Annotated in this window: 18 protein-coding genes, 1 rRNA gene and 2 pseudogenes; 6 read left to right on the top strand and 15 right to left on the bottom strand. The window is 68.7% G+C overall.

Annotated elements, in window-relative coordinates; translation table 11 throughout:
* Positions 1–150: 150 nt before the first annotated feature.
* From DCW30_RS00505 to thyX, 4 genes are all read right to left on the bottom strand, one after another.
* Positions 151–1,678, bottom strand: a 16S ribosomal RNA gene (locus DCW30_RS00505).
* A 541-nt stretch (positions 1,679–2,219) separates the two neighbouring features.
* Positions 2,220–3,905, bottom strand: a complete 1,686-nt coding sequence (locus tag DCW30_RS00515; RefSeq protein ID WP_062781315.1) for a ribonuclease J — start codon at positions 3,903–3,905, stop codon at positions 2,220–2,222.
* 133 nt (positions 3,906–4,038) lie between these two features.
* Positions 4,039–4,938: a 4-hydroxy-tetrahydrodipicolinate synthase gene (dapA, locus tag DCW30_RS00520; RefSeq protein WP_076684233.1), complete on the bottom strand. Its 900-nt coding sequence runs from the start codon at positions 4,936–4,938 to the stop codon at positions 4,039–4,041.
* 190 nt (positions 4,939–5,128) lie between these two features.
* Positions 5,129–5,869, bottom strand: coding sequence for an FAD-dependent thymidylate synthase (gene thyX / locus DCW30_RS00525; RefSeq protein ID WP_062781319.1), 741 nt, complete (start codon positions 5,867–5,869; stop codon positions 5,129–5,131).
* A 190-nt stretch (positions 5,870–6,059) separates the two neighbouring features.
* Between thyX and DCW30_RS00530 the strand changes: the two genes are divergently transcribed.
* Positions 6,060–6,299 carry a hypothetical protein gene (locus DCW30_RS00530; protein WP_062781321.1) on the top strand — a complete coding sequence of 80 codons (240 nt, stop codon included), beginning with the start codon at positions 6,060–6,062 and terminating at the stop codon, positions 6,297–6,299.
* 121 nt (positions 6,300–6,420) lie between these two features.
* Positions 6,421–6,981, top strand: coding sequence for a PH domain-containing protein (locus tag DCW30_RS00535; protein ID WP_076684234.1), 561 nt, complete (start codon positions 6,421–6,423; stop codon positions 6,979–6,981).
* Between the two features lie 65 nt (positions 6,982–7,046).
* On the opposite strand, the gene DCW30_RS00540 is transcribed toward DCW30_RS00535, so the two are convergent.
* The 7 genes from DCW30_RS00540 to eccD form a co-directional block, all read right to left on the bottom strand.
* Positions 7,047–7,499 (bottom strand): tetratricopeptide repeat protein, encoded by a 453-nt coding sequence (locus DCW30_RS00540; protein ID WP_062781353.1) that lies wholly within the window; start codon positions 7,497–7,499, stop codon positions 7,047–7,049.
* A 29-nt stretch (positions 7,500–7,528) separates the two neighbouring features.
* Complete coding sequence (gene dapB, locus DCW30_RS00545; protein WP_076684235.1) at positions 7,529–8,281, bottom strand: 4-hydroxy-tetrahydrodipicolinate reductase; 753 nt, start codon at positions 8,279–8,281, stop codon at positions 7,529–7,531.
* 49 nt (positions 8,282–8,330) lie between these two features.
* Positions 8,331–9,710 (bottom strand): M16 family metallopeptidase, encoded by a 1,380-nt coding sequence (locus DCW30_RS00550; RefSeq protein WP_076684236.1) that lies wholly within the window; start codon positions 9,708–9,710, stop codon positions 8,331–8,333.
* Positions 9,707–11,935, bottom strand: coding sequence for a polyribonucleotide nucleotidyltransferase (locus DCW30_RS00555; protein WP_062781331.1), 2,229 nt, complete (start codon positions 11,933–11,935; stop codon positions 9,707–9,709). The genes DCW30_RS00550 and DCW30_RS00555 overlap by 4 nt, the downstream gene beginning before the upstream one ends.
* Before the next feature lie 371 nt (positions 11,936–12,306).
* Positions 12,307–12,594 carry a 30S ribosomal protein S15 gene (gene rpsO / locus DCW30_RS00560; protein WP_055568703.1) on the bottom strand — a complete coding sequence of 96 codons (288 nt, stop codon included), beginning with the start codon at positions 12,592–12,594 and terminating at the stop codon, positions 12,307–12,309.
* A gap of 268 nt (positions 12,595–12,862) precedes the next feature.
* Entirely contained in the window at positions 12,863–13,213 is a 351-nt protein-coding gene (locus DCW30_RS00565) for an outer membrane protein assembly factor BamB family protein (RefSeq protein WP_076684237.1), read from the bottom strand.
* Positions 13,214–13,281: 68 nt separating this feature from the next.
* Positions 13,282–14,790 carry a type VII secretion integral membrane protein EccD gene (eccD, locus tag DCW30_RS00570; RefSeq protein WP_076688840.1) on the bottom strand — a complete coding sequence of 503 codons (1,509 nt, stop codon included), beginning with the start codon at positions 14,788–14,790 and terminating at the stop codon, positions 13,282–13,284.
* Positions 14,791–15,173: 383 nt separating this feature from the next.
* Here eccD and eccCa point away from each other — a divergent pair.
* Positions 15,174–19,139: pseudogene (gene eccCa / locus DCW30_RS00575) on the top strand (type VII secretion protein EccCa).
* 94 nt (positions 19,140–19,233) lie between these two features.
* On the top strand, positions 19,234–19,539 hold the full coding sequence (locus tag DCW30_RS00580; protein ID WP_076684238.1) for a DUF397 domain-containing protein: 306 nt from the start codon (positions 19,234–19,236) through the stop codon (positions 19,537–19,539).
* Between the two features lie 108 nt (positions 19,540–19,647).
* Here the strand turns inward: DCW30_RS00580 and DCW30_RS00585 are convergent, their stop codons facing one another.
* The 4 genes and pseudogenes from DCW30_RS00585 to DCW30_RS00595 all read right to left on the bottom strand — a co-directional run.
* Positions 19,648–19,950: a WXG100 family type VII secretion target gene (locus tag DCW30_RS00585; RefSeq protein WP_076684239.1), complete on the bottom strand. Its 303-nt coding sequence runs from the start codon at positions 19,948–19,950 to the stop codon at positions 19,648–19,650.
* Between the two features lie 100 nt (positions 19,951–20,050).
* Complete coding sequence (locus DCW30_RS37155; RefSeq protein ID WP_237283381.1) at positions 20,051–20,203, bottom strand: hypothetical protein; 153 nt, start codon at positions 20,201–20,203, stop codon at positions 20,051–20,053.
* Complete coding sequence (locus DCW30_RS37160; protein WP_237283382.1) at positions 20,200–20,388, bottom strand: hypothetical protein; 189 nt, start codon at positions 20,386–20,388, stop codon at positions 20,200–20,202. The genes DCW30_RS37155 and DCW30_RS37160 overlap by 4 nt, the downstream gene beginning before the upstream one ends.
* A 72-nt stretch (positions 20,389–20,460) precedes the next feature.
* A pseudogene (locus DCW30_RS00595) lies at positions 20,461–21,435 on the bottom strand (S8 family serine peptidase); the annotation flags it as partial.
* 302 nt (positions 21,436–21,737) lie between these two features.
* On the opposite strand from DCW30_RS00595, the gene eccE reads away from it, so the two are divergent.
* Positions 21,738–22,910 carry a type VII secretion protein EccE gene (gene eccE, locus DCW30_RS00600; RefSeq protein WP_076688842.1) on the top strand — a complete coding sequence of 391 codons (1,173 nt, stop codon included), beginning with the start codon at positions 21,738–21,740 and terminating at the stop codon, positions 22,908–22,910.
* Positions 22,910–23,677 (top strand): hypothetical protein, encoded by a 768-nt coding sequence (locus DCW30_RS00605; RefSeq protein ID WP_237283383.1) that lies wholly within the window; start codon positions 22,910–22,912, stop codon positions 23,675–23,677. The genes eccE and DCW30_RS00605 overlap by 1 nt, the downstream gene beginning before the upstream one ends.
* Positions 23,678–23,844: the final 167 nt, after the last annotated feature.

Genomic DNA, 23,844 nt, shown 5'->3' on the forward strand with positions numbered 1-23,844 from the left:
TGCTTTCCACGCTCTGACGAGCAGTACTTGCAGCCTCCGACCCGGAAACCAGGCCGAGTAGTCAACGTTCCACCCATGAGCAACCAGCATCAGACGTTCGCTGATGAACTGGCCCCTGGACTGCCGAAGCAGCCTAGAAGTGCTCCTTAGAAAGGAGGTGATCCAGCCGCACCTTCCGGTACGGCTACCTTGTTACGACTTCGTCCCAATCGCCAGTCCCACCTTCGACAGCTCCCTCCCACAAGGGGTTGGGCCACCGGCTTCGGGTGTTACCGACTTTCGTGACGTGACGGGCGGTGTGTACAAGGCCCGGGAACGTATTCACCGCAGCAATGCTGATCTGCGATTACTAGCGACTCCGACTTCATGGGGTCGAGTTGCAGACCCCAATCCGAACTGAGACCGGCTTTTTGAGATTCGCTCCACCTCGCGGTATCGCAGCTCATTGTACCGGCCATTGTAGCACGTGTGCAGCCCAAGACATAAGGGGCATGATGACTTGACGTCGTCCCCACCTTCCTCCGAGTTGACCCCGGCGGTCTCCCGTGAGTCCCCAACACCCCCGAAGGGGCTTGCTGGCAACACGGGACAAGGGTTGCGCTCGTTGCGGGACTTAACCCAACATCTCACGACACGAGCTGACGACAGCCATGCACCACCTGTACACCGACCACAAGGGGGGCACCATCTCTGATGCTTTCCGGTGTATGTCAAGCCTTGGTAAGGTTCTTCGCGTTGCGTCGAATTAAGCCACATGCTCCGCCGCTTGTGCGGGCCCCCGTCAATTCCTTTGAGTTTTAGCCTTGCGGCCGTACTCCCCAGGCGGGGAACTTAATGCGTTAGCTGCGGCACGGACGACGTGGAATGTCGCCCACACCTAGTTCCCACCGTTTACGGCGTGGACTACCAGGGTATCTAATCCTGTTCGCTCCCCACGCTTTCGCTCCTCAGCGTCAGTATCGGCCCAGAGATCCGCCTTCGCCACCGGTGTTCCTCCTGATATCTGCGCATTTCACCGCTACACCAGGAATTCCGATCTCCCCTACCGAACTCTAGCCTGCCCGTATCGACTGCAGACCCGGGGTTAAGCCCCGGGCTTTCACAACCGACGTGACAAGCCGCCTACGAGCTCTTTACGCCCAATAATTCCGGACAACGCTTGCGCCCTACGTATTACCGCGGCTGCTGGCACGTAGTTAGCCGGCGCTTCTTCTGCAGGTACCGTCACTTTCGCTTCTTCCCTGCTGAAAGAGGTTTACAACCCGAAGGCCGTCATCCCTCACGCGGCGTCGCTGCATCAGGCTTTCGCCCATTGTGCAATATTCCCCACTGCTGCCTCCCGTAGGAGTCTGGGCCGTGTCTCAGTCCCAGTGTGGCCGGTCGCCCTCTCAGGCCGGCTACCCGTCGTCGCCTTGGTGAGCTTCTACCTCACCAACTAGCTGATAGGCCGCGGGCTCATCCTTCACCGCCGGAGCTTTCAACCCTCTCCCATGCGAGAGAGAGTGTTATCCGGTATTAGACCCCGTTTCCAGGGCTTGTCCCAGAGTGAAGGGCAGATTGCCCACGTGTTACTCACCCGTTCGCCACTAATCCACCCCGAAGGGCTTCATCGTTCGACTTGCATGTGTTAAGCACGCCGCCAGCGTTCGTCCTGAGCCAGGATCAAACTCTCCGTGAATGTTTTCCCGTTACCGGGATGAACACCACGAGAGCGGAACCAGGGAGAGGAATAATCCCCCCGGTTCACAGCGTCCTCGCTGTGCTGCCTGCACGGTCATGCCGTACAGGACTTTTTCAAAGGAACCTCAACTCACCGAAGTGAGTCGGGGTATCAACATATCTGGCGTTGACTTTTGGCACGCTGTTGAGTTCTCAAGGAACGGACGCTTCCTTTGTACTCACCCTTGCGGGCTTTCCTCCGGGCGCTTCCCTTCGGTGTTTCTTTTGTTCTTGCTTTTCCGACTCTATCAGACTCTTTCGTGTCCGATTTCCTCGGTGCCTTTCCGGTTCCCGCTCGGCCTTTCGGCTCTCACGTTTCCCTTTCCGGCGGTTCAGACTTTATCAGAAGTTTCTGAGTCCGAATTCCCACCCCGTTCGGATCGGCCCCGGCACGTCTGTGCGCGGCGCTTCCCGGTTGGGCGGAGCCGTAAACTTAACGGAGCGGGGCGCCTCGATGCAAATCGAGGCGCCCCGCTCCGGAGCTACTGCGGTCGGGAGGGTCAGACCTCGACGACCACGGGCAGGATCATCGGGCGCCGGCGGTAGTTGTCCGACACCCACTTGCCCAGCGTGCGGCGGATGAGCTGCTGCAGCTGGTGGGGTTCGACGACGCCGTCCTGGGCCGACTTCTCCAGGACCTCCTGGATCTTCGGGATGACCGTGCCGAACACCCCGTCGTCGATGCCGGAGCCACGGGCCTGGATGTGGGGGCCACCGGTGATCTTGCCGGTGGTGGAGTCCACCACCAGGAAGACCGAGATGATGCCCTCGTCCCCGAGGATCTTCCGGTCCTTCAGCGCGGGCTCGCCCACATCGCCGACCGAGAGGCCGTCGACGTACACGTAACCGGCCTGGACCTTGCCGACGATCTTGGCCTTGCCCTCGACCAGGTCGACGACCACGCCGTCCTCGGCGATCACGATGCGGTCGTGCGGGACGCCGGTGAGGGCGCCGAGCTCGGCGTTGGCGCGCAGGTGGCGCCATTCGCCGTGCACCGGCATCAGGTTCTTGGGCTTGCAGATGTTGTAGAAGTACAGGAGCTCGCCGGCCGACGCGTGGCCGGAGACGTGCACCTTGGCGTTGCCCTTGTGGACGACGTTGGCTCCCCAGCGGGTCAGACCGTTGATCACGCGGTAGACCGCGTTCTCGTTGCCGGGGATGAGCGATGACGCCAGGATCACCGTGTCGCCCTGGACGATGCGGATCTGGTGGTCGCGGTTGGCCATGCGGGACAGCGCGGCCATCGGCTCGCCCTGGGAACCCGTGCAGACCAGGACGACCTCGCTGTCGGGCAGGTCGTCGAGCGTCTTGACGTCGACGACGAGGCCCGGCGGCACCCGGAGATAGCCGAGGTCGCGGGCGATGCCCATGTTCCTGACCATCGAGCGGCCGACGAAGGCGACCCGGCGGCCGTACTCGTGGGCGGCGTCCAGGATCTGCTGGATGCGGTGCACATGGCTGGCGAAGCTCGCGACGATGATGCGCTTCTGGGCGCCGGCGAAGACGCCGCGGATCACGCCCGAGATGTCGCGCTCGGGCGGGACGAAGCCCGGGACCTCGGCGTTCGTGGAGTCCGAGAGCAGGAGGTCGATGCCCTCCTCGCTCAGCCGCGCGAACGCGTGCAGGTCCGTGAGGCGGCCGTCCATCGGGAGCTGGTCCATCTTGAAGTCGCCGGTGGCGACGACCATGCCCGCGGGAGTGCGGATGGCGACGGCCAGGGCGTCCGGGATGGAGTGGTTGACCGCGACGAACTCGCAGTCGAACGGGCCGAGGTGCTCGCGGTCGCCCTCGACGACCTCGAGCGTGTACGGGCGGATGCGATGCTCCTGGAGCTTCGCCTCGATCAGGGCGAGGGTCAGCTTGGAGCCGATCAGCGGAATGTCCGGCTTCTCGCGCAGGAGGTAGGGGACACCGCCGATGTGGTCCTCGTGGCCGTGCGTGAGCACGATGCCCTCGATGTCGTCGAGGCGGTCCCTGATGGACGAGAAGTCCGGCAGGATCAGGTCGATTCCGGGCTGCTCCTCCTCGGGGAAGAGCACTCCGCAGTCGACGATCAGCAGGCGACCGTTGTACTCGAAGACGGTCATGTTGCGGCCGATCTCACCGAGGCCGCCGAGCGGGGTGACCCGCAGGCCGCCCTTCGGGAGCTTCGGCGGGGCACCGAGTTCAGGATGCGGATGACTCAAAAGACTCTCCTCACCACACACGCCACGTGCCTCCGGGGCACGTGGCGCGCGTGACGTTCGTGCGTGAGCAGTTGTTGGATGACCGCGGACTCGGGGCCCGCGGGTGTCGCGTATTCAGTTGTGAAGTCTGTGGTCAGAGCTGTACCCCGCCGGCGGCAAGATCGATCTTGAGCTGTGCCGTCTCCTCGGGCGTCAGCTCCACCATCGGCAGGCGGAGCGGCCCCGCGGGCCGGCCCTGGAGGGCGAGCGCCGCCTTGGTCGTGATCACACCCTGCGTGCGGAACATGCCGGTGAAGACGGGGAGCAGCTTCTGGTGGATCTCCGTGGCCTTCTGCACGTCGCCCGAGAGGTGCGCTTCGAGCATCGCGCGCAGTTCGGGGGTGACGACGTGGCCGACGACCGAGACGAAACCGCACGCGCCGACGGACAGCAGCGGCAGGTTCAGCATGTCGTCGCCGGAGTACCAGGCCAGGTCCGAGCGGGCGATGGCCCAGCTCGCGCGGCCGAGGTCGCCCTTGGCGTCCTTGTTGGCGACGATCCTGGGGTGCTCGGCGAGGCGGACGATCGTCTCGGTGTTGATCGGCACGCCGCTGCGGCCCGGGATGTCGTACAGCATGACCGGCAGCTCGGTGCTGTCGGCGATCGCGGTGAAGTGCCGGAGCAGTCCCTCTTGCGGGGGCTTGTTGTAGTACGGCGTGACGGTCAGGAGACCGTGGGCGCCGGCCCGCTCGGCGGCGCGGGCGAGCTCGATGCTGTGGCGGGTGTCGTTGGTGCCGACGCCCGCGACGATGTGGGCGCGGTCTCCGACCGCCTCCAGCACGGCTCGTACCAGGTCGTCTTTCTCCGCGTCACTGACGGTCGGGGACTCACCGGTGGTGCCGTTGATGACGAGGCCGTCATTGCCTGCGTCCACCAGGTGGGCGGCGAGCTGCTGCGCGCCGTCGAGGTCGAGTGCGCCGTCCGCCTTGAAGGGCGTGACCATGGCGGTGAGGACCCTCCCGAAGGGGGTCTGCGGAGTGGAGGTCGGAGCCATGGGTAACACGCTACTCGCTGCTCAGCGCGGGGTCCCCCCTCGGGGGACGTGAGCGGGCCTGACGGGTGCGGAGCCCGGCACTGCCTGCTCGGGGGTTCAGGCAGTGCCGGGTCCGTTCGATCAGGCTAGGCGAACTTCACGAAGGGCCGCAATCCGGACACTTCGCTCTCGCCGTCCGCACATCAGTGCCTTACGGGGCCACACGGCCGTTCTTGTTGAAGGCCGCATGGGTGAGCGGCATCAGTTCGGCCCAGTGCTGCTCCATCTTCTCGCCGACCATCTCGATCTCCCGCTGCGGGAAGGACGGGACCTTGGCCAGCTCGTGCTGGGTGCGCAGACCGAGGAAATGCATCAGCGAACGGGCGTTGCACGTCGCGTACATCGAGGAGAAGAGGCCGACGGGGAGCACCGCGCGGGCGACCTCGCGGGCCACGCCGGCGGCGAGCATCTCCTGGTACGCCTCGTACGCCTGGCGGTAGGAGTCCTCCATGACGCGGCCGGTGAGCTCCTGCTGGGCCTGGGTGCCCTCGACGAAGACGTACTTGCCGGGGCGTCCCTCCTGGACGAGCTTGCGGGAGGCGTCGGGGACGTAGAAGACCGGCTCCAGCTCCCTGTAGCGACCCGATTCCTCGTTGTACGACCAGCCGACACGGTGGCGCATGAACTCGCGGAAGACGAAGATGGGGGCGCTGATGAAGAACGTCATCGAGTTGTGCTCGAAGGGGCTGCCGTGGCGGTCCCGCATCAGGTAGTTGATCAGGCCCTTCGAGCGCTCCGGGTCCTTCTGGAGCTCGTCGAGGGACTGCTCGCCCGCCGTCGAGACGCGGGCGGCCCACAGGACGTCGGAGTCGGCGGCGGCGTGCTTCACCAGCTCGACGGTGACCTCGCTGCGGAAGCTGGGCTTGAGGTCTTCGGTGGGGGTCTCGCTCACTGGCGGGGGTCCTTCCATGTGCATCACTCGGGCGGCGCCCACTCTATGACCCGGCACCGACAATCGGCCGTTCGGTGACCCGCCACGACATTCTTCGCCTAATTTGCTGAAACAGGGCACCTTTGGGGCGGTTCGAGCGTCTGTCTATGTAAGAGAGAACACTCGAGACCCGTGAGGAGAAGCGCGTCCCATGTTCCGTCGGCGAGAGCCCGTCCCGTTCGCCTTCATCGCCGAAGCCGACAAGTTCCGCAGCAACGTCACTCCCCCGCCCCGTGAGCGTGCCACGGCAAGTCAGATCGTGGGCCGCACGCTCATCGGGCTGACCGTCGTCGCCGGTCTCGTGGGATCCCTGCTCTTCGGGATGCCCGCGATGTCGGCCGACCAGTCACCCGCGCACACCCAGCAGTCCGAGGCCTCGGACGGGCGCTGACCGGGCAAAACGCACCAATCCGGGCGTTGACTCGTCCGGACCCCCAAGGGTGGTGGCAGGGGGCACGGCTCGATAGCCTCACCGGGCACAGCTCATGCGTGGATCAAGTGAGGACCAGCCCGTGCCCCTGCCTTTCCTGACCGCGGACCGCGCGTTCGACGACGCGGCGCACGACACTGCGCTGCCCTTCGACGACCGCGACCAGTGGCGCCGGCCCTACCGTCCCGGTCCGTGGCGCGTGGGCGCCGCCGCACTTCTGCTGCTGCTCGCCTCGTTCGTGCTCTTCGCCGCGGTGATCATCGCGCTCGCGGACTCGTTCGGGGGCGCGGCGGTCTGTGCGGCGCTCGCCGCCATCCTCATCGCGACCTCGCTGCGGCTGCTGCGCATGGGCACCTGGGTGAGCGCGCACGGGGTGCGCCGGGTCGGCTTCCTGTCGACGCGGACCGTGCCGTGGACGCAGATCGCGGCCGTGCGGACCGCGCAGCAGCCGGTGCGCTGGCTGGGCCTGCCCCGCACGGTGCAGGGGCAGGCACTCGTCCTCGTACGACGAGGTGGGGCGGCCGATGGGCAGTCGTTGCTGCTCACCGACAAGAACGCCGACTTCGTCGCCCGGCACGAGGCGTTCAACCGGGCGGCCGACTCCATCGAGGCGTGGGCCGACGAGTACCGCGCCACCGCCTGAGACACCTGACGCCGGGGCCAGGGCCCCCGGCCCCGAGCCCCGAGCCCCGGCCGGACGTGGACCGATCAGACGTTGACCGCTCTGCCCTCGCGCAGGGCGATGGCCCGCTGCATCGCCTTGCGCGCCCGAGGCGTGTCCCGGGCGTCGTGGTAGGCGACGGCGAGGCGGAACCAGCAGCGCCAGTCGTCCGGGGCGTCCTCGGTCTCGGCCTTGCGGCGGGCGAAGACCTCGTCGGCGGAGTCGCGGTCGATGCGGCCCCCCGGAGTGCGCTTCAACTCGTCGACGGGCAGGCCGCCTTCGGCGTCGAGTTCGGCGGCGAGCCGGTTGGCGCGCTGCACGAACCGGGTGTTCTGCCAGAGGAACCAGACGCCGATGACCGGCAGGATCAGCACCGCGACACCGAAGGTGACGGTGAGCAGGGTGCCGTGCCGGATGAGCAGCACGCCGCGGCTGCCGACCAGGACGAAGTAGACGACCAGGACGGCGGCCGTGACGGCGTAGGTGATCTTCGCTCGCATGGAGGCTCGCATGGGTTCCGCTTCCCGGCTCAGCCGATGTCCAGGAAGTGTTCGAGGCCGAAGGTCAGGCCCGGAGTGCTCACCACGCGGCGGGCGCCGAGCAGGATGCCCGGCATGAAGCTGCTGTGGTGCAGCGAGTCGTGCCGGACGGTCAGGGTCTCCCCCTCGCCGCCGAGCAGCACCTCCTGGTGGGCCAGCAGACCGCGAAGGCGCACGGAGTGGACCCGTACGCCGTCGACGTCCGCGCCGCGCGCGCCGTCCAGGGCCGTCGTCGTGGCGTCGGGCTGCGCGGCGCTGCCGGCCTCCCGCCGGGCCTCGGCGATGAGCTGGGCGGTGCGCGCGGCGGTGCCGCTGGGGGCGTCGGCCTTGTTCGGGTGGTGCAGCTCGACGACCTCGACGGACTCGAACCAGGGCGCGGCGATCTGCGCGAACTTCATCGTCAGGACCGCGCCGATGGAGAAGTTCGGGGCGATCAGCACGCCCGTCTCCGGCGACGCGGCGAGGGACGTGCGCAGCCGCGCGAGGCGCTCGTCGGTCCAGCCCGTGGTGCCGACGACGGCGTGGATGCCGTTGCCCACGCAGAAGTCGAGGTTGGCCATCACCGAGTCGGGGGTGGTCAGCTCGACCGCGACCTGGGCGCCGTTGTCCACCAGCGACCGCAGCTCGTCGCCGCGGCCGAGGGCGGCGACCAGTTCCATGTCGTCGGCGGCCTCGACGGCCTTCACGGCCTCGGAGCCGATGCGCCCCTTGGCGCCGATGACCGCAACGCGCAGCTTGCTCATGTCCTTCGTTCCTTAAGTCGAGCCGGTCGGGCCCTAGGGGCCCGGTGGCTTAAGCGACCGCGTCGTGGAGGCGCGCCGCCTGCTTGTCCTTGAGGGGGCCGATGGCCGAGAGGGACGGGCGGTGTCCCAGTACGTCACGGGCCACCTCGCGCACCTCGTCGGGGGTGACCGCCGAGATCCTGGCCAGCATGTCGTCGACCGACATGTGCTCGCCCCAGCAGAGCTCGCTCTTGCCGATACGGTTCATCAGCGCGCCGGTGTCCTCCAGTCCGAGGACGGTGGAGCCCGCGAGCTGGCCGATGGCGCGCGTGATCTCGTCGTCCGTCAGACCGTGCTCCGCGACCTGGTCCAGCTCGTCGCGGCAGATCTTCAGGACGTCGTGCACCTGGCTGGGCCGACAGCCCGCGTAGACCCCGAAGAGACCGGTGTCGGCGAAGCCCGAGGTGTACGAGTACACGCTGTAGGCGAGGCCGCGCTTCTCCCGCACCTCCTGGAAGAGGCGGGACGACATGCCGCCGCCGAGCGCGGTGTTCAGCACGCCGAGGGCCCAGCGGCGCTCGTCGGTGCGGGCCAGGCCCGGCATGCCGAGGATGACGTGGGCCTGCTCGGTCTTGCGGTTGACGACCTCGACGCGACCCGCGGTGCGCAGCGTCCGGGAGCCCTGGCGCGGGATCATCGGGACGGCTTCGGTGTCCCGCAGCGCGCCGGACCGCTCGAAGGCGGCGCGGACCTGGCGTACGACCTTGGCGTGGTCCACGTTGCCCGCGGCGGCGACGACCAGGTGGGTGGGGTCGTAGTGCTTCTTGTAGAAGCGGCGGATGCGGTCGGCGGTGAGGGCGTTGATCGTGTCCTCGGTGCCGAGGACCGGGCGGCCGAGGGGGGTGTCGCCGAGCATCGTGTGCGCGAACAGGTCGTGCACGCAGTCGCCCGGGTCGTCCTCGGTCATCGCGATCTCCTCGAGGATGACGCCGCGCTCGGCGTCGACGTCCTCCTGGCGGATCAGCGAGCCCGTCAGCATGTCGCAGACGACGTCGATGGCGAGCGGCAGGTCGGTGTCGAGCACGCGCGCGTAGTAGCACGTGTACTCCTTCGCCGTGAAGGCGTTCATCTCACCGCCGACCGCGTCGAGCGCGGACGAGATGTCGAGGGCGCTGCGCTTCTTGGTGCCCTTGAAGAGGAGGTGCTCCAGGTAGTGCGTGGCGCCGTTCAGCGACGGGGTCTCGTCGCGCGATCCGACGTTGGCCCAGATGCCGAAGGTCGCCGAGCGCACGGAGGGCAGGGTCTCCGTGACGACGCGCAGGCCGCCGGGGAGGGTCGTCCTGCGGACCGTGCCGATGCCGTGCTCGCCCTTGATGAGGGTTTGGGTACGGGCGACGGCCCGCGCCTCCGAGGAGGTGCGGGCCGTCGTCGTGGTGCTACGCGACGTCACTTGTCGGTGTCGTCCTTCTTGTCGGCGGCCTGCTCGTCGCCCTCTTCGCCCTCGACTACGGGGATGAGGGAGAGCTTGCCGCGGGAGTCGATCTCGGCGATCTCGACCTGGACCTTCTGGCCCACGCCGAGGACGTCCTCGACGTTCTCCACACGCTTGCCGCCGGCGAGCTTGCGGATCTGGGAGATGTGCAGGAGGCCGTCCTTGCCCGGGAGCAGGGAGACGAACGCGCCGAAGGTCGTCGTCTTCACGACGGTGCCCAGGTAGCGCTCGCCGACCTCCGGCATGGTCGGGTTGGCGATGCCGTTGATCGTGGCGCGGGCGGCCTCGGCGGCCGGGCCGTCGGCGGCGCCGATGTAGATGGTGCCGTCGTCCTCGATCGTGATGTCGGCGCCGGTGTCCTCCTGGATCTGGTTGATCATCTTGCCCTTGGGGCCGATGACCTCACCGATCTTGTCCACCGGGATCTTGACGGTGATGATGCGCGGCGCGTTCGGGGACATCTCGTCCGGAACGTCGATCGCCTCGTTCATCACGTCGAGGATGTGCAGACGCGCGTCACGGGCCTGCTTCAGCGCGGCGGCCAGGACCGAGGCGGGGATGCCGTCGAGCTTGGTGTCGAGCTGGAGCGCGGTCACGAACTGCTTCGTGCCGGCGACCTTGAAGTCCATGTCGCCGAAGGCGTCCTCCGCACCGAGGATGTCGGTGAGGGTGACGTAGTGCGTCTCGCCGTCGATCTCCTGGGAGATCAGACCCATGGCGATACCGGCGACGGCGGCCTTCAGCGGCACACCGGCGTTCAGCAGCGACATGGTGGAGGCGCAGACGGAGCCCATGGACGTCGAGCCGTTGGAACCGAGGGCCTCGGACACCTGGCGGATCGCGTAGGGGAACTCCTCACGCGTCGGCAGCACCGGCACGAGGGCGCGCTCGGCGAGGGCGCCGTGGCCGATCTCGCGGCGCTTCGGGGAGCCGACGCGGCCGGTCTCGCCGGTGGAGTACGGCGGGAAGTTGTAGTTGTGCATGTAGCGCTTGCGCGTCACCGGGGACAGCGTGTCGAGCTGCTGCTCCATGCGGAGCATGTTCAGCGTCGTGACGCCCAGGATCTGGGTCTCGCCGCGCTCGAACAGCGCCGAGCCGTGCACGCGCGGGATGGCCTCGACCTCGGCGGCGAGCGTACGGATGTCCGTGACGCCGCGGCCGTCGATGCGCTTCTTCTCCTTGATGACGCGCTCACGGACCAGGGTCTTGGTCAGCGAGCGGTACGCGGCGGAGATCTCCTTCTCGCGGCCCTCGAACTGCGGGAGCAGCTTCTCGCCGGCCAGCGCCTTGACGCGGTCCAGCTCGGACTCGCGCTCCTGCTTGCCGGCGATGGTGAGCGCCTGGGCCAGCTCGGTCTTGACCGCGGCGGTCAGGGCCTCCAGGACGTCGTCCTCGTAGTCCAGGAAGATCGGGAACTCGCCGGTGGGCTTGGCGGCCTTGGCCGCCAGGTCCGACTGGGCCTTGCACAGGGCCTTGATGAAGGGCTTCGCGGCCTCGAGGCCGGCGGCCACGACCTCCTCGGTCGGCGCCTCGGCGCCGCCCTTGACGAGCTCGATGGTCTTCTCGGTGGCCTCGGCCTCGACCATCATGATCGCGACGTCGCCGTCATCGAGGACGCGACCGGCGACGACCATGTCGAAGACGGCGTCCTCGAGCTCGGTGTGCGTCGGGAAGGCGACCCACTGGCCCTTGATGAGCGCCACGCGCGTGCCGCCGATCGGGCCCGAGAAGGGCAGGCCGGCGAGCTGCGTGGAGCAGGAGGCGGCGTTGATCGCGACCACGTCGTACAGGTGGTCGGGGTTGAGAGCCATGATCGTCTCGACGACCTGGATCTCGTTGCGCAGGCCCTTCTTGAAGGAAGGACGCAGCGGGCGGTCGATCAGGCGGCAGGTGAGGATCGCGTCCTCGGAGGGCCGGCCCTCGCGACGGAAGAAGGAACCGGGGATCTTGCCCGCGGCGTACTGCCGCTCCTCGACGTCCACCGTGAGGGGGAAGAAGTCGAGCTGGTCCTTGGGCTTCTTGGACGCGGTGGTGGCCGAGAGGACCATCGTGTCGTCGTCCAGGTAGGCCACCGCGGAGCCGGCGGCCTGACGGGCCAGACGGCCCGTCTCGAAGCGGATGGTGCGGGTACCGAACGTGCCGTTGTCGATGACGGCCTCGGCGTAGTGGGTCTCGTTCTCCACTGTTCTCCTACGTGTCTACGTTTCGTCTTCTCGCCCCTGGTCCCGTGTGGCCCGGGGGCGGCGTCCCATGCGTCCTTCCGTGGACGGGGACTGTGTGGAGAAACGCGCCGTGTGTGCGGGCCGGTCTTCGATCGAAGCTCCCGGGGGTTTCGCCCGGGGGCCACTACCGAGGACCGGCGGCGGCTGGGTGCGCCTCTCCCTCGTGGGGTCGTGCTGGGTGTCCCGGGGGAGCTGGACCGTGATCGGGTCCCTACCCACGGGGACGTGCTTTCGTCACCAGACTACAAAGCCACGGTGACACCGCGCACGTACAGCAAAGGGAGCGGCCCCCTTCGAGTGCTTCGAGTGGGAACCGCTCCCTTCACGGCGTCTTACTTGGCGCCCGCCGCACCGCGACGGATGCCCAGGCGCTCGACCAGCGCGCGGAAGCGCTGGATGTCCTTCTTGGCCAGGTACTGCAGCAGGCGGCGACGCTGGCCGACCAGGATCAGCAGACCACGACGGGAGTGGTGGTCGTGCTTGTGCGTCTTGAGGTGCTCGGTCAGGTCCGAGATACGGCGCGAGAGCAGCGCGACCTGCACCTCGGGGGAGCCGGTGTCGCCCTCCTTCTGGCCGAACTCGGTCATGATCTGCTTCTTCGTAGCGGCGTCGAGCGACACGCGTACTCCTCGTGGTGTTCTGTGTGCCTCCGAGTGCCCCTGGTCTACGTCTCAGGGGGGCTTACGGGACTCGGGGGGCGGGATGAGCCGTCGGGCGGGCCCTCACGGGCCCGGATCCCTGCGTTTCCCGTCCTGATCCTCGCGGGATCCGGGGGTATGCAGACTGACGGTCGTCACACAGGTTACCAGCCGGCGCGCCGGCCCCGGAGCGGAGGTCGACCGCTGGCCTCGAACCCTCTCATCATCACCTGGTGCGGCTCGTCGCCCTTCATCCGTTGGACACGGCGATCCTGACGCCCTGGACCCCTGGGGTGACCTCGTATGTCCACACGGGCTCGCCCGAGCGGGGAGCGATGCGCTGGATCCGGTACTCGGCATCGGCGCCGTTTCCGCACTGCACCAGGGCGAGCAGGTCGCGGCCCCCGGCGAACCCGACCGCATCGCAGGTCGAGGGTTTCGTATCGGCCCAGAACCGCTTGCCGCTGGTCATGTCGTACGCCACAGAGGCGTCGCCCGCGGCTGCGACCACGGCACCCCGCGTCATCGTCACGTTGACGCTCATGACGGAGGCGCCCTCGCCGGGCAGCTTCTTGTCCCAGAGCTTCCTGCCCGTGTCCACGTCGAAGGCCGCTGTCCGGTCGCAGGAAGCCGCCGCGCCCTCGCTCCCGTCAGCCTTCGACGGGCGCGTCAGCTCGTCATGGCCCTGGCCTCGGCGTACACGTCGAAGACCGCGAGCGTCAGCGGCACCAGGGTGAGCAGGACGAAGGACTCGGAGAGCTCCAGGAAGCGCCCCCAGAACGGGGTCACCCCGGCGCGTGAGGCGATCAGGCCGACACTGGTGACCAGGGCCGCCGCCGCCGCGATCCCCGCGACGAGCCAGATGGTCCGCAGGCCGAGTGCCGCGCCGTCACCGGTCGAGCCGGCCGCCAGGTCGAGGCAGAGGCCGATGCCGAGCAGGACGAGGGTCACCAGACCCGCGACCAGGGCGGCGGCGACCTGAGCGGTGTAGCGGAAGAGGTGCGCCCGCATCAGCATCGCGATCCCCGTGGCCAGGGCCAGGACCTGTCCCCACGTATCGGCGGCGAGGGCGAGCACCACCGCGGACCCGATCGCGACGAGCGCGCAACCGCCGACAAGGCCGACGAGCAGTTCCTGACCACGGCGGGCCCGGGCCGCGATGCGCTCGGCGTCGACGGGCTCCTGCGGGACGGGGTCCGCTCCATAACCGCCCCGCGTGCCGTGCGGCGGTTCGTAGCCGATGGGCAGCCGGGCGAAGCGCATGGAGAGGCCGGGCAGAAAGGCCAGGGCCCCCACCGCCGACGGGGCGCACAGGGCAGCGGTCTCGACCGGCTCCAGCTGCCACAGTGCCGCGAGGAACGTGGCGAACAGCCCCACCGCGGAGGCGAAGACGAACGCGACGAACGGTCCGTCGCCCGTTGGTGAGAGCAGCCCGAGGATCACGGATGCCGTCACAACGGCGGCACAGGCCAGCAGGAACTGGAGCCTGCCCACGCCCTGCCCTTCGGTCACCGGGAGCAGCCCGGAGCCCGCCACCGCCACGTTCGGCAGCGCGCCGAGGCCGAAGGCGAGGGCAGCGGCCCTGTCGTCGTACACCCGCGCGCGAACCCCCGCGAGGGTGATCAGCAGGACGCCCGCGACGCCGGCGAGGATGCCCGGCAGCCCATGCACGTCGTGGCGCGGGGCCGCGGTCCAGGCGACGTAGGCGAGGAGGGACGCCAGCACGGTCCCGCCGACGAGTCCGGCGGTGCGGGTCAGGTCGCCGGTCCACAGCACGCGGTCCCGGGTCACCGCGGACGCGACGACCTCGGAAACGTCGTCGAAGACGGCGGGTGGCAGCGATGCGGAGAACGGGCGCAGTGTGAGCAGTTCACCGTCGAGAATGCGCTGGGCCGCGAACGTGCGGGCTCCGTCGAGAACAGTGCCGTCGCGGCGTACGAGGTGGTAGCCGACCGGTGCGCCCTCGGCCGGGGCCTGCCGGGAGAGCCGCAGGACCTCGGGGTAGATGTCGGCGACCGGGACGTCGTCGGGCAGTGCCACGTCGATGCGGCTGTCGGGCGCGACGATGGTGACCCGGCAGAAGCCGTAGGACGTGCCGGTGCCGACGCCGGCCCCACGTCCGGATGAGTTCCCAGGGGGGTTTCCACCGCCGGGCCGTCCGAATCCAGTGGCCGTCATGGAAGCCGTCGTACTCACCTGCTGTTTCCCCTCGATGCTGAGGCCCGTGCCGGTGCCGGTCACGGCCAACTCCGGTGCCCCCCTCTTGCTGATGTTGCGCGCCGCGTTCACGACTGTCTCGTACGGCGCGGCGCGGCCGTGGAAGAACCGGCCCTCCTGGCTGATTCCCGAGCCGCACCCCGGCACGTATCCGGAAAACCCCGCGTCCTTCCGGCAGTTGGCCTCCCCGCCGACTGGTTCGGATCGACCACCGCACGTGTGCGCATCGGGCACCCTATCCGTGTGTGGTGACTATCGGTGTCAGTATGATCACACAGTGATCGCATCGCCCGGACGCCGGGCGGCGAGCGGAAAGCCCGCGTTTACCAGGGAATTGGTGCTCAGTGAGCCACATCGTCGTGAAGCGCCCGCCCCGGAGGCTGCCTTCCCCGGTTCCCACCGACGAGGTCGTGCTGCAGCCCCCGCCCGAGCTGCCGCGCGGGCAGCAGGAGGGCGCGATGATGCAGTTGCTGCCCATGCTCGGCATGGGCGGCTCCGTGGTGTTCTTCTTCATGCCGAGCGCTCACCCGTTCATGAAGGTCATGGGAATGGTCATGGTGGCGTCGACGGTGGCCATGTCCGTGGCGATGCTGATCCGCCACCGCCGTGGCAACCAAGGGCAGTTGGCGGACCTGCGGCGCGACTACCTCGGGTATCTGAAGCAGACCCGGCGTACCGCCGTCGAGACGGCGCGTGCACAGCGCGACGCTCAGTACTACCTCCACCCCTGTCCCGAGCAGTTGTGAGCCCTGGTCGCCGAGGGCAGTCGGGTCTGGGAGCGCCGCACGGGCGACGCGGACTTCGGGCAGGTGCGCATCGGCCTGGGGTCCCAGTCGCTCGCCACGCCGCTCGTACCGCCGCAGACGGCGCCGGTGGACGAGCTCGAGCCGCTCACCGCGGGCGCGATGCAGCGCTTCCTGACCGCGCACAGCACGTGGGAAGACCTGCCCATGGCCATCTCCCTGCGTGCCTTCTACCACGTCACGGTCAGCGGGGACCCCGAGACGGCACGGGGCACGGTGCGGGCGCTCGCCGCCTCCCTCGCCGCGCTGCACTCCCCCCAGGACCTGGTCATCGCCGTCGGGGCGGGCAAGACTGCCGCCCACGCCTGGGAGTGGACCAAATGGTTGCCGCACAGCCAGACGCCCGAGGCCTCGGACGGTGCGGGCAGCCGCCGGCTCATCACCGGCGACGCCATCGAACTGGAGGCCATGCTGACCGCCCGCCTCCACGGACGGCCGCGCTTCCACTCGGAGGGGGCGCCCCTGCCGGACGGACCGCACGTCGTCGTCCTCGACGGCCTGTCACTGCCTCCGACGGTCACGCTCGCGTCACCCGAAGGACTGCAGGGCGTGACGGTCGTGGAGGTCGTACCGGGTGAACTGACGCAGGGACGCGGCGGTCTGTCCCTCGCGGTACACCCGGGAACGCTGCGGATCGAGTCGGACCACGGCCTGGTGTACGAGGGCACGCCGGATGTCCTCTCGTACGAGGGAGCCGAGGCGCTGGCCCGGCAGCTCGCCCCGCTCCGCGTTCCCTCCGGGGGCGACGACGAGCCCTTGCTGGCCAACCTGGAGTTCACCGAGCTGCTCAACCTCGGTGACGCCGACTCGGTCGACACGCGGCGGACGTGGCGTACGCGCTCACTCACGGAAAGGCTGCGGGTTCCCATCGGGGTCGGCGAGGACGGCCGGCCCGTGATGCTGGATCTGAAGGAGGCGGCGCAGGAAGGCATGGGACCGCACGGGCTGTGCGTGGGAGCCACCGGTTCCGGCAAGTCGGAGCTGTTGCGCACGCTGGTGCTCGGCCTCGCGGTGACGCACTCCTCGGAGAGCCTGAACTTCGTCCTCGCGGACTTCAAGGGTGGCGCGACCTTCGCGGGCATGGCGCAGATGCCGCACGTCGCCGCTGTCATCACCAACCTGGCGGACGACCTCACCCTCGTCGACCGCATGGGCGACTCCCTCCGGGGCGAGGTCAACCGCCGTCAGGAACTGCTGCGGGACGCCGGCAACTACGCGAACATCCACGACTACGAGAAGGCCCGGTCGGCGGGCGCCGCGCTCCAGCCGGTCCCGTCCCTGGTCCTGGTCATCGACGAGTTCAGCGAGCTGCTCACCGCGAAGCCGGATTTCATCGACATGTTCGTGCAGATCGGCCGCATCGGCCGGTCGCTCGGCGTCCATCTGCTCCTGGCATCACAGCGCCTGGAGGAGGGCCGGCTGCGAGGCCTGGAGACGTACCTCTCGTACCGCGTCGGCCTTCGCACGTTCTCCGCCGCCGAGTCACGCGCCGCTCTGGGAGTGCCTGACGCGTACCAGCTTCCGAACATGCCCGGTTCCGGCTATCTGAAGTTCGGCACGGACGAGATGGTGCGCTTCAAGGCGGCCTACGTCTCCGGTGTGTACCGGCCCGGATCGGGGCAGGCCGCCGCGCCGGGCGGCCCGCGTCCCGTGGATCGCCGTCCCACGCTGTTCACCGCCGCCGAGGTTCCCGTGCGCTACGCGTCCGAGCGGCGGGCGGCCGCGAGACCGGACCCGGGCAGCGCGGACGGCACTCTCGTCGACACCGTCCTCGACGTGATCGTGCGCCGCCTGGAGGCGCAGGGCCCGGCCGCCCATCAGGTGTGGCTCCCGCCGCTGGACAGCCCGCCGCCCCTGGACGCACTGCTCACCGGGCTCACGGCGGTGGAGGGCCGCGGCCTGACCCAGCCCGGTTACGAAGGCGCGGGACGGCTCGTCATACCACTGGGCCTGGTCGACAAGCCGTACGAACAGCGCCGCGATCCCCTCTGGTGCGACTTCTCCGGGGCGGCCGGACACATGCAGATCGTCGGCGGCCCTCAGTCCGGGAAGTCGACCCTGTTGCGCTCGCTGATGGCGGCGTTCTGCCTCACGCACACTCCCCACGAGGTCCAGCTGTACGGCCTCGACTTCGGCGGCGGCGGGATGGCGTCCGTCGGCGGCCTCCCGCACGTCGGCGGTGTCGCCTCGCGCCTCGACCCCGAGCGGGTACGGCGCACGGTCGCCGAGGTGTACGGCGTTCTGGCCCGGCGCGAGGAGTACTTCCGCACGATGGGGATCGCGTCCATCGTCGACTTCCGTGCGCGCAGGGCCCGTGGCGAGATCTCGGTGACCGACCAACCCTGGGGGGACGTCTTCCTCGTCATCGACGGGTGGGGCAACTTCCGTTCCGAGTACGAGGGGCTGGAACCGGCCGTCCTCGACATCGCGGCGCGAGGCCTCGGTTACGGCATCCATCTGATCCTCACCGCGTCTCGGTCCATGGAGGTTCGCGCGAACCTCAAGGACCACCTCATGAACCGTCTCGAACTGCGGCTCGGTGACACCATGGACTCCGAGATCGACCGGAAGGTCGCCGCCGGCGTCCCCGCCGGAGTGCCCGGTCGCGGACAGACTCCGCAGAAGCAGCACTTCATGGCTGCCGTCCCCCCTATCGACGGGTTGTCCTCGGACACCGACCTCGCCGAGGCCACGGCTGCCCTGGCCGCCGAGGTCTCCCGCCACTGGCCGGCGCCGGGCGCGCCCGCGGTCCGTCTGCTGCCGCGAGAGCTGCCGGCGGACGAGCTGCCCCCGGGGCATGCCTTCCCGGACCGGGGCCTGTCCTTCGCCCTCGACGAGACCAACCTCGAGCCGGTCTTCGTGGACTTCGAGCAGGACCCCTTCTTCCTCGTCTTCGGGGAGAGCGAGTCCGGCAAGTCCAACCTGCTGAGGCTGCTCATCAAACGGCTGACGGAGCGCTACAGCGGCGATGTCTGCAAGCTCTTCGTGGTCGACAACCGCCGCTCGCTCCTCGACGCCGTCCCGGCCACCCACCTGGCCGAGTACATCCCCATGTCCAACGCCATGGGCCACCACATGGCGGCCCTGGCCGACCTGATCCAGCGGCGCACCCCACCCGCGGACGTCACCGCGCGGCAGCTCCGTGAGCTCAGCTGGTGGCAGGGCCCGCCGGTGTACGTGATCGTCGACTACTACGACCTGGTCTCCACTTCCAGTGGCAACCCGCTCGGAAATCTCACCGAGCTCCTCCCGTTCGCCCGCGACGTGGGGGTGCGCTTCATCATCGCCCGGTCGACGGCGGGCGCGGGGCGGGCGTCGTACGAGCCGTTCATGCAGCGAGTGAAAGAGCTCGGAGCCCAGGGCGTGGTCCTGGCGGGCGACCCCGACGAGGGTGACATCCTGGGCGGGGTGCGGCCACGGCCCATGCCGGTGGGCCGGGGGATCTTCGTGTCGCGGAAGCGGGGGAAACCGATGGTGCAGACGGGGCTGGCGGCCGACGAGATCTGAGAGCCGCCGTTCTCCCCAACCTCTGAACAGGGACGGAGCCCACAAGTAGGCTGGCCCCACAGCTCTTTCGTACGTTGTGAAAGGACCCTCCGCCATGACCGATGCACCCGACAAAGAGGCGCAGGAAAAGGCTCGCAAGGAACGCGAGAAGGAGGAGCTCTACGCCCTCGACATCTCCGGCGTCGAGTGGCACAGCGCGCCGGGCACCGAGGAGCACGAGGAGCGGGTCGAGATCGCGTACCTGCCCGAGGGCGCCGTGGCCATGCGGTCGTCACTGGATCCGGAGACCGTGCTGCGGTACACGGCGGCGGAATGGCGGGCGTTCGTCCTGGGCGCGCGGGACGGGGAATTCGACCTGGAGCCTTCTGTGCGCAATGGCGGGGTCGCGGCGGCCGAGTGACGTGACGCCGCGTGCTGGTCACAGCCGCGTACTGGTCACATGAGACGGGGGTGGGCGCCTCCCGCGCGCGTCCACCCCGTTTCGTCTACGCCATGCGCCGGTCCGGGCTCACAGGAAGTAGCTGGCGCCTTTCAGGTCCCCGCCGCGGTAGTCACCGCCGGCCTCTCCGACCTTCTGCCCGATGGTGACGAGTGCGCGATGGATGACCTCGGCGTGCTGGTCCCACTCTTTCTGCTTAGCGACGTAGGACTTGTGCGCCTCGCCCTCCCAGCCTTCGGCCACCTTGGCCACGGCCCGCTTGATGTCCGCGAGGTCGGCCTCCAACTGCCTGGCCTGGATGCCGAGTTCCGTGGCGATCGCGTCGAGGCCGCCGTACTTGACCGCGAGTTCGTTCAAGTGGACGTTTGCCATGCCCTGCCCCATTTCTCGGTGGATGTGTGCGAGCGGATGTGTGTGAGCGGGTGTGTGTCAGCAGATGTGTGTGAGCGGGTGTATGTGAGCGGTTCGCCGGTCAGTAACTGCTGATGGCCGATTGCTTGCCGCCGTACTCCACGTCGATGCCGCTCATCGTCGCCCTGATCTGGTCCTCGAGCCCGTCGGTGAGCTTCTCGTTGCCACTGATTCCGTCGAGGAAGTCCACCAGGATGCTGCCGATCGCCCTCATGCGCTCATTGATCTCCGTCTGCTTCCCGTCGAAGGGTGCGCCCCGATCCCCCTCCAATTGGCCTCCATCATGTCCAGCGTTCCCTGGAGACGCTTGAGCTGCTTCTGGACCGAGTCGTACTTGCCCACGATCTCCTTCTTCAGAAGCGCCACTTGCTCGTTGTTCAACTTCCGGCCGTCCGTCACGGATGGCTCCCTTCGTGAACTGTCGCTGGGATGGATCGGATGGATGAGGCGAGTAGCCGTGCCGCACAGAACTCAGGCGCGACGGCGAGCGCGCATCGCGGCGAAGACACCGCCGCCGATCACCACGACTGCGGTGAGGCCGCCCAGGACGGACCACAGCAGGTTGCTGCCGCCATCGTTCGAGGCCTCCGCGGCAGTGGTCTCCTTGCCGCCCGAGGTGGCTCCCTCGTCAGGTCGTGAAGGCGTCGAAGTGGGAGAGGTCGAGTCACCACTGCCAGAACCACCGCCTCCACCTGCGGTCTTCTCGTTGGTGATGGGATCGGTGTCGGCGGGCCCGGGCTCCCCCTCACCCTTCACGACATTGCGGGCCGGCCGGATCAACCCGTAGCCGAGGTAGTCGCTGGGCTCGCCCTTCGGCCAGTCGCGACCCGCGGTGTCGATGAGGACGCGGAGGACCTGGTTGGCGGTCCAGTAGGGGTGCTTGGACCAGACGAGGGCGGCAGAGGCGGAAGCGATGGCGGTGGCGGCGCTGGTACCGCCGCCTTCGTCGCAGTAGGAGCGGAAGGTCTCGTCGCACCAGCGGGGGATGTCTAGGCCGGGGGCGGCGAGGTCGACGTATTCTCCGTACTCGGAGAACTTGGCTACCTTGCCGGATCGGTCGGCTGCGGAGACCCCCACAACCTCCGGGTAGGCGGCGGGATATCCCACGAAGTTCTTTGTCTGCGCATCGTTGCCGACGCCGGCAAATAGCAGCTTGCCTCTCCCGGCCGCGTACTTCACCGCAGCCCTTTCAGCCTGGGACATGAAGTCGCTACCGAACGACATATTGATGATCCGCGCGTCGCTATCAGCTGCGGCTCGGATGGCAGCGGGGGTGTCGCCCAGTTTCTTGCCCGGCTCCTTTCCCGTTGTGGTGCGAATGGGAACGATCTCGGCGCCCGGAGCCAATCCTTTCAGCCCAGATGTATGCGTTGAGTTCGTCCCGCCGTGATGCCATGCGTGTCCGCTTCTCCCCGTGAGCGACCTGGGTGGCTGCTGCTCCCCCGTTACGGTTGCGAGTCGTACCCTCGCGCTCCGTGATCGGGCCGGGCCCTACTATGCCTGTTGAGTAATCGGACGTGCGGGCTGGGTGACGTTTTCGGGGACCAAACACCTTGCCCTTGACGGTGGTTCGGGGAAACTATGGGGGTTGGCTGATGGCCTCAGCGCCACGCAGGCGGGCGGGGAGACGTACAGGGCCCGCCACTCGGACGCCGCCGGTGAGGGGTGACTCGCCGGGCACGATGGTGCCGCCCGTGGGCGGGGCCGTTCGTCTCCGCGCGGTCTCCCGGCGGTTGGGCTCCTTTCGTTTGCTCCGACTCGTCCTGCTGCAAGCCGCTGCCGCCGTGCTCGTCGCAGGTTGGGTCGTCGGTCCCCTGGCTTTCGCTCCGGCCTCGGTGGCCGCCGCGGTGATGGTCGTGTTCGCCGTGGTACGCCGTCGTGGCCGCCCTTTGCATGAATGGCTGGACACCGCATGGGCGTTGCGATCCCGCCGACGCAGCGCGGCGGGGCAGCCGCTACCTCCGGCTACCAACCCGGCTTTCGCCCCAGCGGTCGAGTGCGACCCGGCTCTGCGCACGTACGCCTACAGCGGCCGGGATCGTCGTCAGGTCGGAATGGTCGGCGACGGGACGTTCATGACGGCGGTGCTGCAGGTCGAATCGGACGTGACGGCGCTGCGGGCGGATCGCGGACGGAAGCCGTTGCCGGTGAAGCTGGTGCGCGACGCACTGGAAGTGGACGGCATCCGGCTCGAGTCCGCTCAGATCGTGCTGCACACCCGGCCCGCGCCCGCACTGCACCTGCCGCAGCAGTCGCTGGCCGCCACCAATTACGCGCCGCTGCAGGCCCTCACGGGCACGCCCGCCGTGCGGATCACCTGGATCGCCCTCAAGCTCGACCCGGAGCTCTCCCCCGAAGCCGTGGCAGCGCGCGGAGGCGGCCTGCTCGGGGCCCAGAAGTGCGTGGTGCGGGCCGCGGACCAACTCGCGAGCCGACTCACAGGGGCGGGTTTCCACGTGACCGTCCTGAATGAGGAGGAGGTGGCCACCGCCATCGCGACCTCCGCCTGCGCGAACCCCCTGGTGACGGCTCAGGCCGACCTGGCCGCGGTCCCGGAGCGCAGAACGGAGGAATCCCCGCGTGCATGGCGGTGCGACAACAGGCGTCACACCACCTACTGGGTGAAGCGCTGGCCACAGCTGGGCGGATCCGGAGGTCCCGCGCTGCCGCAGCTCGTGGCTCTCCTCACCGCTGTTCCAGCGCTGACCACGACCTTCAGCCTCACGCTCGGGCGCGGCGCACAGGGTGGCATCACCGTCCGGGGCCACCTGCGGGTGACCGGGCGCGGTGATGCCGAACTCTCTGCCGCACGGCGGTCCTTGGAGCAGGCGGCACGTCAGGCAGGGACAGGGCTGATGCGGCTGGATCGCGAACAGTTGCCAGGGATGCTGGCCACCATGCCGCTCGGAGGTACTCGCTGATGGCCACCACGATTCCTCCCCTCGCGGGCTTCCCGGGTGAACCCACTAGGGGCGCGTTCGCAACGGCCGCGCGAGGGGGGTTCGGGCTGATCGGCCCCCGACACGGGAGGCATGCCCTCCCCGCCGACCAGGTGGACGCGCTCACCCTGCCGATCGGTGACGACGGGGTCGTGATCGGCGTGGATGCGGAGGGCCGGCCCGCGACGCTCGGCGTCAGTCGTCCCACGCCGTACGACATCCTCTTCATCGGCGGCCTGTGGACGGCTCAGGTCATCGCGTTGCGGGCCGCTGCGACCGGGGCGCGGGTGACTGTGGAGACCGGGCGGGCCCGTGCGTGGGCGCAGTTGGTGCAGGCGCTCGGGGTCGGGCAGAGCGGGATGGCCGTGTACGACGTGGGGCGGGTGCCGCCGCAGGGGGCGTCGGCAGGGAGCCCCGTGCTCGTGGTGCGGGACTGTGGGATGCGGCCGCCGCGGGGGCGGGTCGTGGCGGGGGCCTGGCAGTCGGTGCTGACGGTGTTGCCCTACCTCAGTCCTGTCGCGCCCCGGCTGGTTCGGCAGGCCCGGCTGGTGGGCGTGCAGCGGGTGTCGCCGGATGAGGCGGTGCGGCTCGGGCCGTTGCTGGGGCTGCCGGGTGGGGACGTGGAGTCGCTGCCCACGCTGGCCGATGGCGTGACGTTGTGGTGTGCCGATCACGACCGGCAGTACGTGATGACGCGGGCCACCGATGCCGAGACCGGATTGCTGGGTGCCGCCCGGCGGATGGACTGAGGCGCCCGGCGGATGGACTGGGGCGCGCGGGGGCGGAGTTCAGGAGGTTCATGGGGGCTTCGCAGTACTCCATGCCTCGTTGAGGGGTTTGTCCTTCGCTGTTTGGTGTACGCGGATCGTTCCTGAGCGAGGCGTGACGCAATGGACGGCATTGGTGGGGCGGACTG

This window comes from Streptomyces alfalfae (genome assembly GCF_004127445.1).
Lineage (GTDB): Bacteria > Actinomycetota > Actinomycetes > Streptomycetales > Streptomycetaceae > Streptomyces > Streptomyces alfalfae.

Bases quoted from the DNA above. Each gene is read 5' to 3' on its own strand.
- eccD (WP_076688840.1), bottom strand. From the start codon at position 14,790: ATGACGGCCACTGGATTCGGACGGCCCGGCGGTGGAAACCCCCCTGGG.
- DCW30_RS00540 (WP_062781353.1), bottom strand. From the start codon at position 7,499: ATGCGAGCGAAGATCACCTACGCCGTCACGGCCGCCGTCCTGGTCGTC.
- DCW30_RS00580 (WP_076684238.1), top strand. From the start codon at position 19,234: ATGACCGATGCACCCGACAAAGAGGCGCAGGAAAAGGCTCGCAAGGAA.
- dapA (WP_076684233.1), bottom strand. From the start codon at position 4,938: ATGGCTCCGACCTCCACTCCGCAGACCCCCTTCGGGAGGGTCCTCACC.
- DCW30_RS00585 (WP_076684239.1), bottom strand. From the start codon at position 19,950: ATGGCAAACGTCCACTTGAACGAACTCGCGGTCAAGTACGGCGGCCTC.
- DCW30_RS37155 (WP_237283381.1), bottom strand. From the start codon at position 20,203: ATGAGGGCGATCGGCAGCATCCTGGTGGACTTCCTCGACGGAATCAGT.
- DCW30_RS00605 (WP_237283383.1), top strand. From the start codon at position 22,910: ATGGCCACCACGATTCCTCCCCTCGCGGGCTTCCCGGGTGAACCCACT.
- DCW30_RS00530 (WP_062781321.1), top strand. From the start codon at position 6,060: ATGTTCCGTCGGCGAGAGCCCGTCCCGTTCGCCTTCATCGCCGAAGCC.
- dapB (WP_076684235.1), bottom strand. From the start codon at position 8,281: ATGAGCAAGCTGCGCGTTGCGGTCATCGGCGCCAAGGGGCGCATCGGC.